Source organism: Duganella rivi (assembly GCF_009857435.1).
Taxonomy (GTDB): Bacteria; Pseudomonadota; Gammaproteobacteria; order Burkholderiales; family Burkholderiaceae_D; genus Rugamonas; species Rugamonas rivi.
Map to the genome: position 1 here is coordinate 771,228 of NZ_WWCK01000001.1, position 15,173 is coordinate 786,400.

The following is a 15,173-nucleotide window of genomic DNA, read 5'->3' on the forward strand; positions in this document are numbered from 1 at the left end:
CATGACCTTCAATACCCAGCGCCGCAACCTGATGAAAGCCCTGCCTGCGGCGGGCCTGTCGATTGGCCTCCCTGCCGCTGCCGCTACTGCGCCCGATCCGTGGCTGCAAGCGCAAGCCATCGTTGATCACGTATCGCGTCCGCGCAAATTCCGCAAGCAGGACTTCAACATCACCGCTTACGGCGCCAAGACCTGCAAGCTGACCAAGGTGAAAGCGTGGGTCTCACACGAAGATCAGGAAGAACTGGGCACGCCCGCTGCCGGTTCGCATGACAATTACGCCGCCATCAAGACCGCGATCAAAGCCTGCCACGAGGCAGGCGGCGGCCGCGTGGTGATTCCGGCTGGCGACTGGTTCGTGGCCGGCCCTATCGTGCTGCTGTCGAATGTGAACGTCCACTTGAACAAAGGCGCGCACGTCTACTTCAGCCACAACCCAGCCGATTACGCCAAGTACGGCGATATCGATTGCGGCAAGCACGGTAAGCTGACCATCTCGCGCTGGCAGAGCAACGACTGCCTGAACTACTCGCCGATGGTCTACGCCTACGGCCAAGACAACATCGCGCTGACCGGCGACGATTGGACTGCGATTCTCGACGGCCAAGGCGGCGTACCATTCAACGACGTTGGCGATTGCTGGTGGACTTGGAAGGGAAAGCAAAAAACCATCAACTCCATCGGCCAAGGCACCACGCCTAACTTCAAAGCTGGCAAGATGTCGGAGAACACCGTCAATCCGCTGAACGTGGAGTCGCTGTCCATCATTGCACCGGCGCTGACGGAAGCAGAGCGCCTGCTGATTCAAGGCGAAGGCGATAAGTGGCGCTGGGATGCGCAGTATCTGCCGGCGCTGTCGGAAGCGGGTGTGCCGCTGTCCAAGCGCATCTTCGGCATCGGCCATTATCTGCGCGCGCCGATGATCCAGCTGATCGGCTGCACCAACGTGCTGCTGCAAGGCTACCGCGTGCAGAACACGCCGTTCTGGCAGCACCATCCAGTCCACTGCCGCAATCTGGTGATCCGCAATGTGGAGATGCACAGCCACGGCCCAAATAGCGACGGCTTCGACCCTGAAGCGTGCGATCACGTGCTGGTGGAAGGCTGCACCTTTGATACCGGTGACGACTGCATCGCCATCAAAGCCGGCAAGGATTTGGATACGCAGTACGGCCCATCGCAGAACATCGTCATCCAGAACTGCATCATGCACAGCGGCCATGGGGGCGTGACCTTGGGCAGCGAGATGGCGGGCGGTATCCAGAACGTGTACGCGCAAAAGCTGGTATTTGAAAACGCCAACTGGAAAACCAATCCGCTCAACACGGCGATTCGCATGAAGACCAATTTGAATCGCGGCGGCTACCTGCGCAATTTCTACGTGCGTGATTGCACGGTGCCAAACGGCGTGCAGATTTCGCCGTCGTTCTACGCATCGCTGCCGGGGTCTCCGATTCAGTCGAAGACCGTGGCGACTGCGGCCGGCGCCATCGTCACCTTCGATTGCGACTACACGCCGATCAGCGACAACGTGCGCACGCGCCCACCGATGGTCGATAACATCCAGATCTCCAACATCAAGGCAGGCAACGTCACCAAGGACGGCAAGACCGCGTCGTGCTTCCAGGCGATTGTGATCCTGGGGCCGGTGGCGTCGGACTACAATGGCCCGGGGCCGATGCCGCCGGTGTTCCCGGTCACGAACGTGTCGATCAGCGATTGCGATTTCGGCACGCCGGTGAACACCGCAGCGCCATGGTTCCTCTACAACGTGAAGAACCTCACGCTAAAGAACGTCACCATCGGCGACAAGGTGCACAACACGACTTTATCGGTGTAAGCAAGCGTCGCATCGGCGCAACCGCATGGCGTGGGCCTTGGCATATACTGGCCGGACTTTTACCGGGAGATCTGCCATGCGTCCACTGCTCACGCTACCGCTGCTGCCATTGCTGCTGTCCTCCATCGCCGTGCAAGCTGCACCTGCCGAAGCATTGAAGCCAATGGCATTCCTGGCGGGCCATTGCTGGAAAGGCGAGTTTCCCGGCTCGAAGCAAACCGACGAGCATTGCTTCCAATGGGCACAGGATGGACACTCCCTGCGCGATGTGCACACCGTGCGCACGCCGGGCAAGCCCGACTACGTGGGCGAGACGATTTACTACTACGACTGGTCAGCTAAGGTCGTGTCCTATCTCTACGTGGAAAACAGCGGCGGCTACAGCCGCGGCACCATGAAGCCCGCCACCGACGGCCTCGAATTCCCCGAAACGAACTACATCGCCAACGGCCTCACCCTCCCCTACCGTGTCAAATGGACAGTGAGCACCGACTCGTACGAAGCCTTCAGCGAAATGTACGTCAAAGACAAATGGGTTACCCAATTCAAGATGACCTTGAAGAAGCAGTAACTACGGGGCGACGCGGAAGTAGTCGATGTCGGCGTGGCCGCCGACGCCTGAGCTGAAGAGGCCCATTTGGGCGCCGACCCAGCGGCCCATTTTGGCGGTGAATTGGGCGCCGATTGGTGTGTATTTAACGCCGTCTGCGCTGTATGAGAATTGCGTTACGCCGCCGGCGATTACCTGCATGCGCAGCCAGACTTGCGGGGATGGCAGATCCACGCCCGCCTCCTGCTGTTCGTGGCAGTTGGCGTCGGCTTTATAGCAGCTGACCAGCGCCAGCTGGGTTCTGCCGTCGTTGCGGCGCGTGCCTAGCCAGATGTAGTCGGAGCCGTACATCACGAGTCCCGCGACGCCGCCATCTGACAAACCGCCCGCATCCAGCTTGGTCGTCACGGTAAAGGTTTCGGCCGGCAGTTTTTGCAGCAGCAGCGAAGGCACATCCCACAGGTTGCCAGTGCGCGATTGCGAGAACAAACGCAGCTTGCCGTCACCCAGCGCGTACCACGACGGCTGCCAGTTCGCATTCCACTGCCATTGCAAGCCAAGTTTAGAACCATTGAATTCGTCGCTGGTCGGCGGCGCAGCCTTGGCGTGGCCAGAAACCGGCATGCGATAACGCGCCACTGGCTGTCCCGCAGCCCCGCCAACGTCCTCACCGATCAACGGCCAGCCATCGCGCCAGATCATCGGCTGCAAATGCACTATGCGGCCATAGGCACGCTTGTCTTGAAAGTGGATGAACCAGTCTTCGCCTTGCGGCGTCTGCACCCACGCGCCTTGGTGTGGGCCGTTCACCGGCGAGCTGCCCTGCGCCAGTACGATGCGATCTTCATACGGCCCGTCGATGCTGCGCGAACGGAACGCCGACTGCCAGCCAAATTCCACACCGCCCGCCGGTGCAAACACGTAGTAGTAGCCATCGCGCTTGTAGAACTTCGGCCCTTCCAGCGTGGTGTACTTGGGCAGCTTGTTGCCGTCGATGATGATCTTGCCCGCATCATCCAAAAGACGGCTGGCGTCCGGCGCCATGCGGCGCAAGGTCAGCACGTTGGCGAAACCGGCGCGGCTCCTGGCCCACGCATGCAGCAAATAGGCTTGACCATCATCGTCCCACAGCGGCGTCGGATCGATCAGTCCTTTGCCGCCGACCAGCAAATGCGGCGCGCTCCACGGGCCGGCGAAGTCTTTCGCCGTCATCACGTAGATACCGAAATCAGGATCGGGATAGAAGATCCAGAATTTGCCGTCGTGGTAGCGCAGGCACGGCGCCCACACGCCCTTGCCATGCTGCGGCTTGGCGAAAACATCGAGCGGCACCTGCTGCTGCAAGGCGTGGCCAACCAGCGTCCAGTTGACGAGATCCGGCGACTGCAACAGCGGCAAGCCGGGCGCACTGTTAAAACTTGAGGAAACCAGGTAATACATATCGCCGACGCGGATCGCATCGGGATCGGAATAGTCAGCGTGGATAACCGGATTTTGATACTGCACCGGCGCAGTACTGCAAGCGGCCAGCAAGGCCGCAAACAAAAAGGGCAGACACCGTTGAAGTATCCGCCCCATCATCACGCTCCAAACAGCGTTTCAGCCACGCCTTTAACGCCAGGCCGCAGCAGTACCACCGAACCGCCCCACTCTGCATCTTCCGGCTTGCCGGAGACGATGGAGGTGACCAGCAGCGTGTCCAGATCCTTGCCGCCGAACGCGCACATGGATGGCTTCAGCATCGGCACCTCGACGCGGCGATCCACTTTGCCTTCCGGCGTATAGCGCAGGAGGTAGCCGCCGTCATTAGCGCAGATCCAGTAGCAGCCATCGGCATCGACCGCGGCGCCGTCAGGACGGCCCGCTTCCTTCGTCATATCGGCAAACACGCGGCGATTACTCGGCACACCATCAGCGATGTCGTAATCGAACGCCCACACCATGCGCCGTTGCGGATGCGAATCCGACAGGTACATGGTGCGGCCATCCGGCGAGAACGCCGTGCCGTTCTGCGTCAGCAGCTCCGACACGAACGGCGCCGAGATGCCGCGCGCCGCATCGTAGCGATACAGCTGGCCCACCGCGCGCGCCGCGCTCATGTCCATGAACATGGTGCCGGCCCAGAAGCGTCCTTGACGATCGCAACGTCCGTCGTTGAAGCGCATGCCCTCGCCCAAGCCGGCAGCCGGCGTCGCAAGCTTGAGCGCCGCTGCGGTCTGCTCAGCGCCCAGCGACAAGCTGAAGATGCCGCTCTCCATGCCCGCAATCAGGCCGCCGCCGGCCTTGGCCGCCACGCAGGCGACCATCTCGGCGTTGTCCCAATAGCGCGCCGCGCCGGTCGAGCCGTCCATGCGCCACACGCGCCTGGCCGGGATATCGACCCAGTACCAGGCGCCTTCGGCCGCGCTCCACGTCGGGCTTTCGCCCACCGTGCAGCTAACGCCGCTTACCCGTTCCATACCAGGTCGCCGTTCACCACGCGCGGAATGTTCTGTGGATTGGCGTCTGCCAGCGATTCAGGCAGCAGGTACGCAGGCACGTCTTGATACGACACTGGACGCAGGAAGCGGTCGATCGCCGACGCGCCCACCGAGGTGCTGCGGCTGTCCGAGGTCGAAGGGAACGGGCCGCCGTGAACCATGGCGTGCGCCACTTCCACGCCGGTGCCGAAACCGTTGAACAGGATACGGCCCACTTTACGCTCCAGGATCGGCAGCAACTTGGTCGCCAGCGCCTTGTCGTCGGCGGTTGCGTGCACGGCGCCGGTCAGCTGGCCTTCCAGGTGCTCGGCAACAGCCAGCAGTTCCGCTTCGTCTTCGGCGACCACCAGCAGCGAGGTTGGGCCAAAGATTTCGCCTTCCAGCGCCGGGTCGGCCAGGAAGCGCTTGGCGTCAACCTGGTACAGGAACGCTTGCGCGCCGCATGGCAGATCGTTGGTCTGGCCGGCAGCAACTTGCTGCACGCCTTCCACCGCTGCCAGGCCTTTCACGCCGCCGTTGTAGGCTTTGTGGATGCCAGGGGTCAGCATGGTGGTGGCTGGCTTGGCGCCGATGGTGCCGGCAGCGGCGGCCACGAAGGCTTGCAGCTTGTCCGACTTCAGCGCGATCAGCAGGCCTGGGTTGGTGCAGAACTGGCCCGAGCCCAGGGTCAGCGAATCGGCAAACGCTTGCGGCAGTTTAGGATTGTCCAGCGCGCCCGGCAGCAGGAACACAGGGTTGATCGAGCTCATCTCTGCATACACAGGGATCGGTTCTTTACGTGCAGCAGCGGTGTGCATCAGCGAAATGCCGCCGGCGCGCGAGCCGGTGAAGCCTACCGCCTTGATGAACGGATGCGCCACCAGGTTCTGGCCGATGGTCTGGCCCGAGCCGATCAGCATCGAGAACACGCCTTCAGGCATATTCGATTCGGCAGCAGCTTGCGCTACGGCCTTGCCCACCAGTTCCGAAGTGCCCAGGTGGGCCGAGTGCGCTTTCACAATGACCGGGCAGCCGGCAGCCAGTGCCGAGGCGGTATCGCCGCCGGCTACCGAGAACGCCAGCGGGAAGTTCGATGCGCCGAACACGGCGACAGGGCCGAGGCCGATTTTGCGCAGACGCAGGTCAGGACGCGGCGCAGGTGCGCGATCCGGCAGCGCGCTATCGAGCGTCGCGGTCTGGAAGCGGCCATCGCGCACGACCTTTGCGAACAGGCGCAGCTGGTTGCAGGTACGGCCGCGCTCGCCTTCCAGGCGGGCTTGCGGCAGGCCGGTTTCCTGCATTGCGCGTTCGATCAGGGTCGGGCCCAGATCCATGATGCGGTCAGCGATGGTTTCGAGGAACTTGGCGCGCACTTCCAGGCTGGTTTCGCGGTACACGTCGAACGCGGCGTTAGCCAGTTCCACAGCGCGTTGCAGGTCAGCAGCGCCGGCCAAACCGAACGCTGGTTCGATTTCCACATTGCGCGACGGATCGACTGCTTTCATCGAACCTTCTTTACCGTAGACCGCGCTGCGGCCAATAATCATTTCTCCTGCTACTTGCATTTTTGGCTCCGTATGTGTGAAAAGCGCGGACGAGCCGCGCTTGAATTTGTTTTTCGATTCAACTAATAGCTTAACCGATTATTGGGCGCCCTGCTTGAGCATCAGTTTGTGCAGCATATCCGTTTCTTCGGCGGTCAGGTCGGTCAACGGTGCGCGCACTGGGCCGGCGTCGTGGCCGGCCAGCTTGGCGCCGGCCTTGACGATCGACACGGCGTAGCCTGCTTTGCGGTTGCGAATCTCCAGGTACGGCAGGAAGAATTCGTCGATCATGCGGTTCTGTTCGGCGTGGTTGTCCGATGCGACAGCGTGGTAGAAGTCCATCGCCAGTTTCGGCATGAAGTTGAACACGGCCGACGAGTACACCGGGGTGCCCAGTGCCTTGTACGCGGCGGCGTACACTTCGGCGGTCGGCAAGCCGCCGAGGTAGCTGAAGCGGTCGCCCATTTTGCGCCAGATCGAGACCATCAGTTCGATGTCGCCGATACCGTCCTTGAAGCCGATCAGGTTCGGGCAACGGTCGGCCAGGATCGCCAGCGAGGTTGGGCTCAGGCGGCAGTTGGCGCGGTTGTACACCACCACGCCGAGGTTGGTGGCCTTGCAAACCTCTGCAACGTGTTCGATCAGGCCGTCTTGCGACGCTTCGGTCAGGTAATGCGGCAGCAGCAGCAGGCCTTGCGCGCCGGCTTTTTCGGCTTCCTTGGCGTAGGCAGCAGCCACGCGGGTCGGGCCGCCGACGCCGGCCAGGATCGGCACTTGGCCGCGGCAGGTATCAACCGCGGTCTTGATGATTTCTGGGTACTCTTGCGGGGTCAGCGAGAAGAACTCGCCGGTGCCGCCGGCGGCGAACAGTGCGCTGGCGCCGTACGGAGCCAGCCATTCCAGACGTTCAATGTAGGTCGACTTGCGGAAGTTGCCTTCGGCGTCAAAGTCGGTGACCGGGAACGACAGCAGGCCGGAGGAAAGGATTTTTTTCAGGTCATTCGGTTGCATTACAGTCTCCAATGTTGACGTCTGGTGTGAGGATGAGGGATGGACGCTCTTGCGCCTTGTTGTATGACATCGTACAACTAGATCTAAATGGAAGCAAGCGATTTCACGTTTCCCGTCAAATCGCCTGCCCAGGCGTTGCAGAAGTGTTACTGCGGCGCGCCGACCTCTTGCTGGGCACGGCGCAGGCGTTCACGGCTGTTGCTCAGGTGGGTGCGCATGGCGGCGCGGGCCGCTTCGGCGTCCTTGCGCAGGATGGCGTTGTAAATATCGTCATGCTCGCGGTTGACGCGCTCCTGATAGGCGATCGGGTCATCGTGCGCCAGTTGCGCTGAGTCGAGGCGCGCGCGCGGGATGATGGTGTTGCCGAGGTCGCTCAAGATATCGACGAAATAGCGGTTGCCGGTGGCCTGCGCGATCAGCAAGTGGAAGGCTTTGTCCGACTCCACTGCCCCCGGACGGTTTTGCGAAGCGACGATGCGCTTGAGCGCCGCGTCCATCAGCTCGACCTGCTCGTCGGTGCGGCGGGTAGCGGCCAGCCATGCCGCCTCGGTTTCCAGGCTGATGCGCAGCTCGAGGATCGCCAGCACGTCGCCGATGGTACGGATGGTGTCGGACGAGAAAATATTCGACGGCTGCGGCTCAAGCACAAAGGTGCCGATGCCGTGGCGCGTCTGCACCAGCCCGGCAGCTTGCAGATGCGAGATCGCCTCGCGCACCACGGTGCGGCTGACGCCGTGCATTTCCATGATGACGGACTCGGTCGGCAGTTTTTCGCCCGGTTTCAGCGTGCCGGCCTGGATGCTGTTGGTGAAGCCCTCCACCACGCCCTGCGCGAGGTTGCGGTGCTTCTTCTTGGGCGGTACGGGGGATACGGCGGCCGGTGTGGCGATCTGATTCATGGCGGTTTTGCTGTTGTATGACGACTATTAGGATACACGCATTGCTGCATAAAGCGATGCGCAGTTTGCCAGAGGTTGGGCCTCTAGTGTGTATTCAACATCATTTTTGCCACAGATTAGTGTGCTTACACCAGAAGCGCAGCGCTCATGGAGGCGGCCTCGTCGGCGGATTCCAGCAGGATCTGGTCGAGCAGCGCGTTGTCTTCCACGAAGCCATTCAGCGATGGATGGCCCTGCCCTGCCGCCAGCGGCGACGGCACCGGCGACAGCCGCTTGGCCAGCAGCAAGGTGTCGCGCAGGCCCAGCGGTGGCGGCGTCAGCGTGGCGCCGCGCAGCGAAACGATGGCCTGGCTGACCGGCTCGGGGATGGCCATCTTCTTCATCATCTCGCGCGAGATGATTTCCTGCGCCGCGCCCATCCACTCGGCTGGATCGTCGAGCAGGCCGGGGATTTCGTCGGCGCGCGACAGCAGATAGAAACCGCCGGCCTCGTGCACGATGCCGGCAAACAGCGCGGTATCAGGATCGGTGGAAGTCAGCTTGCGGCCGATCACGTGGGCCAGCGCCGCCGTGTGCGCCGTGTGGCGCCACAGCTGGTCAGCCTGGCGGCGCAAGTGATCGTCGCGGATGCGCGCGCCGAACTGGCGCACCACCATCGCCGCCGCCATGGTGTACAGATTGCGGAAGCCGACCCGCTGCACCGCCGCCCGCACGCTGGTGACCGGCGTGCCGCTGCGGTTGAACACCGCCGCATTGGCCAGCGCCACGGTGCGCGCCGCCAGCAGCGGCTCGCCCAGCACCTTGCGGATCACGTCTTCCATGTCGCAATCGGGATCGGCCAGCGCCAATTGCAGGCGCAGCGCCGCATTCACGCTGGTGGGAAAGACCAGCTCGCCACGCGCGGCTTGATCCACGATCTGCGAGAAGTCTTTTAATTTTTCCATGGAAATATTATAGCCCGTGACCGGCATTACTATCCAGACGCAAGGCATCGATGAGTCCAAGCAGGCTCACCAAGGCCACCAGCAGGAAGGCCAGGCGGTAATCGATGGCCGGCCAATCGGCGATGCCAAACTGCTGCGCGCTCCAGTGGCCGAGGCGCACGCCGGTCGCGCCCAACGCCACGCCGAGGCCGAGCGCGACCTGGAAGGCGGTGCTGAACAAGGTGTTGGCGGCGGCCATGCGCGGCTGCGGCACATCGGCAAAGGCGATGGTGTTCAAGGCGCTGAACTGCATCGAGCGCGTCAGGCCGCCGACGAACAGCACGGCGGCGGTCAGCCATACCGGCGTGGCCGGCGTCAGCAAGGCGCAGGCGGCCAGCGCGCTGACGTTGGCAAGGCCGTTCACGAGGATCACCGGCTTGAAGCCGAAGCGGCGCAAGATCGGCGTGGTGGCCGGCTTCATCATCAGGTTGCCGGCGAAGACGGCAATCACCAGCAGGCCGGAATGGAAAGCGTCGAGGCCAAAGCCGAGCTGAAACATCAGCGGCAGCAGGAACGGCACAGCGCCGATTGCCATGCGGAAGAGCGAGCCGCCGACGATGGTGATGGCAAAGGTGGGAATCGCAAACGAGGACAGGTCGATCAGCGGATGCCTGGCGCGCTTCAAGTGCCAGCCCAGCACGGCCAGCAGCAGCGCGCCGATCACGAGGCAAGCACCGGCCTCGTTCCAATCCGGGTTCTGGCCGCCGACCACTTCCGCGCCCCACGTCAGCAACAGCAAGGCGCTAGCGCTGAGCAGGAAGCCGGGCAAATCGAATGGACGCGGCTCGGCTGCGCGCTTGTCGGGAATCAGCCACCACGCCAGCGCCAGCGCGATCACGCCCAGCGGCAGGTTCAGATAAAAAATCCAGCGCCACGATGCATAGCTGGTGATGAAACCGCCCACCGGCGGGCCCAGCACCGGCGCCACCAAGGCCGGCCAGGTCAGCGTGGCGATCACCGCGATCAGTTTTTCCTTGGGCGTGTTGTTGAGCACTACGAGCCGGCCGACCGGCACCATCATCGCCCCGCCCGCGCCTTGCAGCACGCGCAGCCACACAAACTCAGTCAAGCTATTGGCCATGCCGCACAGTACCGAAGCCAGCGTGAAGATCGCCAGCGCCGCCGCAAACACGCGGCGCGCGCCGAAGCGCTCCGCCACCCAGCCGCTGATCGGAATGAATACGCCCAGCGTCAGCAGGTAGGCGCTGACGCCGATATTGAGCGCCAGCGGCGCTACACCAAAGGTCTGTGCGATGTCCGGCACCGCCGTCGTGATGACCGTGCCGTCCAGATTCTCCATGAAAAAAGCGCCCGCCACCAGCAGGGCAATCGAGCGGCTGCGTGGGTTCAGATTGTTAAGTGTGTTTTTCAAACCACGCTCCGAAGCGAACATACGTGCTAATTCTACGGCACTGCTATAGAGTCTAGCTACAAACACAACACAACAATGGAGACAACCACATGAAGAGAACTGCCGCCTATGCAGCGTGCCTGTCCGCGCTTGCTTTACTTTCGGGCCATGCTGCCGCGCAATCCTCCGTCACCATGTACGGTACCCTGGACGTCGGCCTCGACCGCGTCGACAAAGGCGAAGGCAATGTGCAGGGCACGGTGTTCGGCGTCAGCGGCACCACGCCGGTGCCGAACCGCATCGCTGCACCTGCCACCATTTCCACCCGCCTGACCCCGTCGCACACGCGCCAGAGCAATATCGGTTTCAAAGGCGTAGAAGACCTGGGCGGCGGCTATCGCGGCCTGTTCGTGCTGGAAGGCGGCGTCACCATCGATAACGGCGGCCTCGCCAACGACAACCGCCTGTTCGGCCGCCAAGCCTACGTCGGCCTGACCACGCCGGTTGGCGAAGTCAAACTGGGCCGCCAGGCCAGCCCGATGCTGATCTCCTACTACCTGGTCACGCCGGAAGCGCTGGGCTCGACCGACTTGTTCGGCGCCGGCCTGGTGGTCAACACCGTGCAAACGTGGCAGGACAATCAGATCAGCTACGCGATCAAGAAAGGCCCATGGACTGCCATCCTGTCCTACGCGACTAACTCCGGCATCGGCAGCGGCATCAGCGCAGCGCGCTCGGTGGCCACTTCGTCGACCCCGGTTGCAACCGGCACCACTGGCCAGATCGTCGGCGGCTTGACGGCCGGTGCAGAAACCGCCAGCGGCCGCGGCAAAACTACCGGCGCCATGCTGGCCTACCGCACCGACGACCTGGTGGCGCTGGCGTCCTACCACCGCAACAACTTCGACAACGTGCCGATCGGCGTGGTGTCGGGCACCACGCTGGTGCCGCTGTTCTACGGCGAGCACTTCACCTCGTTCATGGCGGCGGCCAAATACACCTTCCCTGGTGTCGGCACCTCGATCGCGGTGGCGGGCCACAACGCCCAGTTCACGCTGCGCGGCAATACCGATCCTGAAGTGCGTACCTGGACTGCTACCCTCAAACATCCGGTCGGCGCGTTCGACCTGACGGCGGTGTTCCTGAACACCTACTTCACCAACTACACCAAGGGCAAGGATCGCGGCCTGATGCTGGGCGCGGACTACAACTTCTCCAAGCGCACCGCCATCTACCTGCGCGCGGGCGGCATCAAGGATAAACGCGGCAACACCGTGGTCAGCAGCGCTACCCCGCTGCCGCTGGCTGGCGGCCCTGGCGCTATCCTGATCCCGCTGGGCACGCAGGAAGTGCCGCTGTTCTCGGGCGCCGGCCAGAATATCGACGCCCGCACCACCATGGTCAGCCTCGGCATTCGCCACTCGTTCTGACGAAAAAAAGCGGAGTACTGCCGGTACAGTACTCCGCTAAAAGACACACAGCCGAAATCGTTATTTATAAGTGCACGGCAATCTGCGGCAGCAGATCATCGAAAGTACGGCCGTTGCCGTTCTCGCCGATGGCGTGCATTTTCCACTCGCCGTTGTGGCGATACAGCTTGGCCATAATCTGCGCCGAGTGCGGCCCTTGCACCGACAGGTTAAAGCGCGCCACTTCCTTGCCGCTGGCCGCATCCAGCAAACGGCAATATGCATTCTCCACCTGCGCGAAAGTCTGGCCGGTGAAGCTGTTCACCGTGAATACCAGGCTCTTGATATTCGATGGCACGGCGTTCAGATCGACGTTGATTTGCTCATCGTCGCCATCGCCGGCGCCGGTGCGGTTGTCGCCGGTGTGGACTACGCTGCCGTCCTTGCTCTTCAGCTGGCGGAAGAAAATCACGTCCACCGGACGATGGCCTTCATCGAACAGCACGCACGAGGCGTCCAGGTCGACTGCTTCGGTCTTGGCGCCAAAGCCAAGGAAGCCCTTGGTCTTGATGGCGTCCCAGCCCAGGCCCATGGTCACGCGGCCCAGCGTGCCGCCGGCTTCCTTGTCCAGCGAGATCTTCTGGCCCTTGCTCAAATTGACTGACATAGTTGCTCCTTATTGCGCGGATTGACGCAGCAGCCAGGCTTGGAACGAAGTGCTGTTGCGCGAGCAGATCAGGACTTTGCCCTTGCCCGAGAAACGCAGCACCATGCCCTCGCCGCTGGTCTGGCTATTCACCAGGTTGCTGAGGAATCCGCTGTTGCCGCCCGTGGTCACCGAGATTTCGTAGCGCAGCGCGCTATCCCATGCCACCACGTGCGAGTTATCGATAATGATGTCGCGGCCCGGCTCCACTTCCAGTTGCGAGATCCCGCCGAAGCCGGACACCGCCACCTGGCCCACACCGCTGGTCTCGGTGATGAAGAAGCCGCCGCTTTGCGCGAACAGCGCATTGCCGACGCTTTGCGTGCGCACCTTCAGTTCAACGCTGGAGGTGGCGGCGACAAACGCGCCGTCGCTCAGCATGTACTGCTGGTTGCCGACGTCCAGAATCTGCATCGCACCGGGCAGGGTTGGCGCCAGCAGGCAATCGCCGTCGCCGCGCACCGCCTCGATGTGCTGCTGGAAGAAGGACTCGCCGTTGGCAAAGCGGCGCATGATGGCAGCGCCGATGCCGCCGGTGATCTTGCCCTTCAAATCGAGCGCGGCTTCCATCATCACCATCGCGTCCGATTCGCAGTAGATTTTTTCCCCCTGCCGCATCGAGACATGCAGGAAGGGATCGACGTCACCAGTGATCGAAAATACAGGCATGATTACGAGTCCTTTCCGTGTGAATTAAACGCCGACGCCGAACGAGCCGGCCAGCGGGCCGAGGCCGCCTTTAAAGCCCTGGCCGACGGCCTTGAACTTCCAATCGCCGCCGTTGCGATACACCTCGCCGAAAATCATGGCCGACTCGGTCGAGCTGTCTTCCGACAGGTCGTAGCGGGCGATTTCCGAATTATTGCCGGCGTTGACCGTGCGGATGAAAGCCTTCTGCACCATGCCGAAGTTCTGGCGGCGTGCATCGCCCTCGTGGATGGTGGCGCAGATTGCGATGCGTTCCACATCGGCCGGCACCTTGGCCAGATCGATGGTGACGGTTTCGTCGTCGCCATCGCCGGCGCCGGTGCGGTTGTCGCCCGAGTGGGCTACCGACTGGTCGGACGATTTCAGGTTGTTGTAGAAGATGAAGTCGAGGTCATTGCGCACCTTGCCATCGACTTTCAACAGGAAGGCCGAGCCGTCCAGGTCGAATGGGCTGCCGTCGGTGGAGCGTGCGTCCCAACCGAGACCGACCACGATCTTGCTCAAGCCAGGAGCTTCCTTGCTCAGATTAACGTTACCGCCTTTTTGCAGACTGATTGCCATTTGTGATACTCCTAAAATGAAAACCGGACTAGGTACTGCTGGGCGGCGAGCCGTTGTCCGTAATGAACGGCCCGCCGTATGCTTTACGCCGTGACGGCGAGAGTTTCTTGCTGGCGGCGGTGGCGGATCGAAGACCACACCGATGCCGCGATAAACGCCACACCAATCAAGCCGGTGAAGATCTCAGGCACATGGAACTTCATGCTTGCCAACATAATCGCGGCCAGGATACCGATCGCGTAGTGGGCGCCGTGTTCGAGGTACAGGAACTTGTCCAGCGTGCCCTTCTTCACCAAATAAATCGTCATCGAGCGGACAAACATCGCGCCGATCGCCAGGCCCAGCATGATGATCACGACGTCGGTGGTAATCGCAAACGCGCCGATCACGCCGTCGAAGCTGAACGAAGCATCGAGCACTTCGAGGTACAGGAAGCCGCCGATACCGCCGCGCTTCACCATGTCGCCGACGTTGCCGCCGCCTTCTTCTTCCTTCTCCAGCAGGCTGCTGATGCCGTCGACACCGACGTAAATCAGGATGCCCCACAGACCGGAAATCAGTACCACCAGCTTCTGGCCTTCTTCCACCAGGCCCATACAGCCGAGCAGCACGCCGATGGAAATCATTACCGAGATCGAAGAGACCTTGCCTAGCGAGCCGAGTTTCTTCTCGAAGTTACCGAGCCAGTGCGTTTCCTTTTCCGAGTCCAGCAAGAAGTTCAGGAACACCAGCAGCAGGAACATGCCGCCGAATGCCGCCACTTCAGCGTGGTGATTGGTCAGGTGCGTCGAATACGTTTTCGGATCATTCAGTGCCAGCGTCCAGACATCAACGATGCTCATGTCGGCAGCCACCGCCACAATCACCAGCGGGAACACCAGGCGCATACCGAACACCGCGATAATGATGCCGACGCCGAGGAACAGCTTCTGCCAATACTCATCCCAAGTCTTCAGCACGGAGGCATTCACCACCGCGTTGTCGAACGAAAGCGAGACTTCCATCGCGGCAAGAATCAGCGCAATACCGAACGCGGACAGCGCGCCGCCCCAGCCTGCTAGTTCATAGCCCCACCAGCCTGCCAACCCTAAGCAGATAAAGCTGACGAGGAAAGAAATTCTGAAATGCTTCATCGTTTTCTCTCATAGTTAT

14 protein-coding genes are annotated in these 15,173 nt (G+C 62.0%); 3 read left to right on the plus strand and 11 right to left on the minus strand.

The genetic code is table 11. From position 1 onward, the window contains the following. The first annotated feature begins 1 nt into the window (after window position 1). Together GTP45_RS03525 and GTP45_RS03530 are read left to right on the plus strand one after the other, a co-directional pair. The gene (locus GTP45_RS03525; protein ID WP_161012476.1) at window positions 2-1,840 is read left to right on the plus strand and encodes a glycoside hydrolase family 28 protein; all 1,839 of its coding nucleotides are present in this window, start codon (window positions 2-4) and stop codon (window positions 1,838-1,840) included. Between the two features lie 76 nt (window positions 1,841-1,916). Next, window positions 1,917-2,411, plus strand: a complete 495-nt coding sequence (locus tag GTP45_RS03530) for a hypothetical protein (RefSeq protein ID WP_161012477.1) — start codon at window positions 1,917-1,919, stop codon at window positions 2,409-2,411. On the opposite strand, the gene GTP45_RS03535 is transcribed toward GTP45_RS03530, so the two are convergent. The 7 genes from GTP45_RS03535 to GTP45_RS03565 all read right to left on the minus strand — a co-directional run bounded on the left by GTP45_RS03535 (window position 2,412) and on the right by GTP45_RS03565 (window position 10,658). Beyond that, a complete protein-coding gene (locus GTP45_RS03535; RefSeq protein ID WP_229258314.1) occupies window positions 2,412-3,935 on the minus strand; it encodes a glycoside hydrolase family 43 protein in 1,524 nt (507 codons plus the stop codon). It abuts the gene before it with no gap. Window positions 3,936-3,970: 35 nt separating this feature from the next. After that, window positions 3,971-4,849, minus strand: a complete 879-nt coding sequence (locus GTP45_RS03540; protein ID WP_161012479.1) for an SMP-30/gluconolactonase/LRE family protein — start codon at window positions 4,847-4,849, stop codon at window positions 3,971-3,973. After that, entirely contained in the window at window positions 4,837-6,414 is a 1,578-nt protein-coding gene (locus tag GTP45_RS03545; RefSeq protein ID WP_161012480.1) for an aldehyde dehydrogenase (NADP(+)), read from the minus strand. Before GTP45_RS03545 ends, GTP45_RS03540 begins: the two co-directional genes overlap by 13 nt. A 78-nt stretch (window positions 6,415-6,492) precedes the next feature. Beyond that, on the minus strand, window positions 6,493-7,404 hold the full coding sequence (kdgD, locus tag GTP45_RS03550; RefSeq protein WP_161012481.1) for a 5-dehydro-4-deoxyglucarate dehydratase: 912 nt from the start codon (window positions 7,402-7,404) through the stop codon (window positions 6,493-6,495). 146 nt (window positions 7,405-7,550) lie between these two features. Further along, on the minus strand, window positions 7,551-8,303 hold the full coding sequence (locus GTP45_RS03555; protein WP_161012482.1) for a FadR/GntR family transcriptional regulator: 753 nt from the start codon (window positions 8,301-8,303) through the stop codon (window positions 7,551-7,553). A gap of 125 nt (window positions 8,304-8,428) precedes the next feature. Continuing rightward, window positions 8,429-9,247, minus strand: a complete 819-nt coding sequence (locus GTP45_RS03560; protein ID WP_161012483.1) for an HDOD domain-containing protein — start codon at window positions 9,245-9,247, stop codon at window positions 8,429-8,431. 7 nt (window positions 9,248-9,254) lie between these two features. After that, on the minus strand, window positions 9,255-10,658 hold the full coding sequence (locus GTP45_RS03565; protein WP_229258315.1) for a DHA2 family efflux MFS transporter permease subunit: 1,404 nt from the start codon (window positions 10,656-10,658) through the stop codon (window positions 9,255-9,257). 89 nt (window positions 10,659-10,747) lie between these two features. Here GTP45_RS03565 and GTP45_RS03570 point away from each other — a divergent pair, with 89 nt between their 5' ends. Beyond that, entirely contained in the window at window positions 10,748-12,067 is a 1,320-nt protein-coding gene (locus tag GTP45_RS03570) for a porin (protein ID WP_161012485.1), read from the plus strand. A 64-nt stretch (window positions 12,068-12,131) separates the two neighbouring features. Here GTP45_RS03570 and GTP45_RS03575 read toward each other — a convergent pair whose 3' ends face one another. From GTP45_RS03575 to GTP45_RS03590, 4 genes are all read right to left on the minus strand, one after another. Continuing rightward, window positions 12,132-12,713 (minus strand): TerD family protein, encoded by a 582-nt coding sequence (locus tag GTP45_RS03575; protein WP_161012486.1) that lies wholly within the window; start codon window positions 12,711-12,713, stop codon window positions 12,132-12,134. A gap of 9 nt (window positions 12,714-12,722) precedes the next feature. After that, a complete protein-coding gene (locus GTP45_RS03580; protein WP_161012487.1) occupies window positions 12,723-13,421 on the minus strand; it encodes a TIGR00266 family protein in 699 nt (232 codons plus the stop codon). Window positions 13,422-13,445: 24 nt separating this feature from the next. After that, a complete protein-coding gene (locus GTP45_RS03585) occupies window positions 13,446-14,021 on the minus strand; it encodes a TerD family protein (protein WP_161012488.1) in 576 nt (191 codons plus the stop codon). An 83-nt stretch (window positions 14,022-14,104) separates the two neighbouring features. After that, window positions 14,105-15,154: a DUF475 domain-containing protein gene (locus tag GTP45_RS03590; protein WP_161012489.1), complete on the minus strand. Its 1,050-nt coding sequence runs from the start codon at window positions 15,152-15,154 to the stop codon at window positions 14,105-14,107. Window positions 15,155-15,173: the final 19 nt, after the last annotated feature.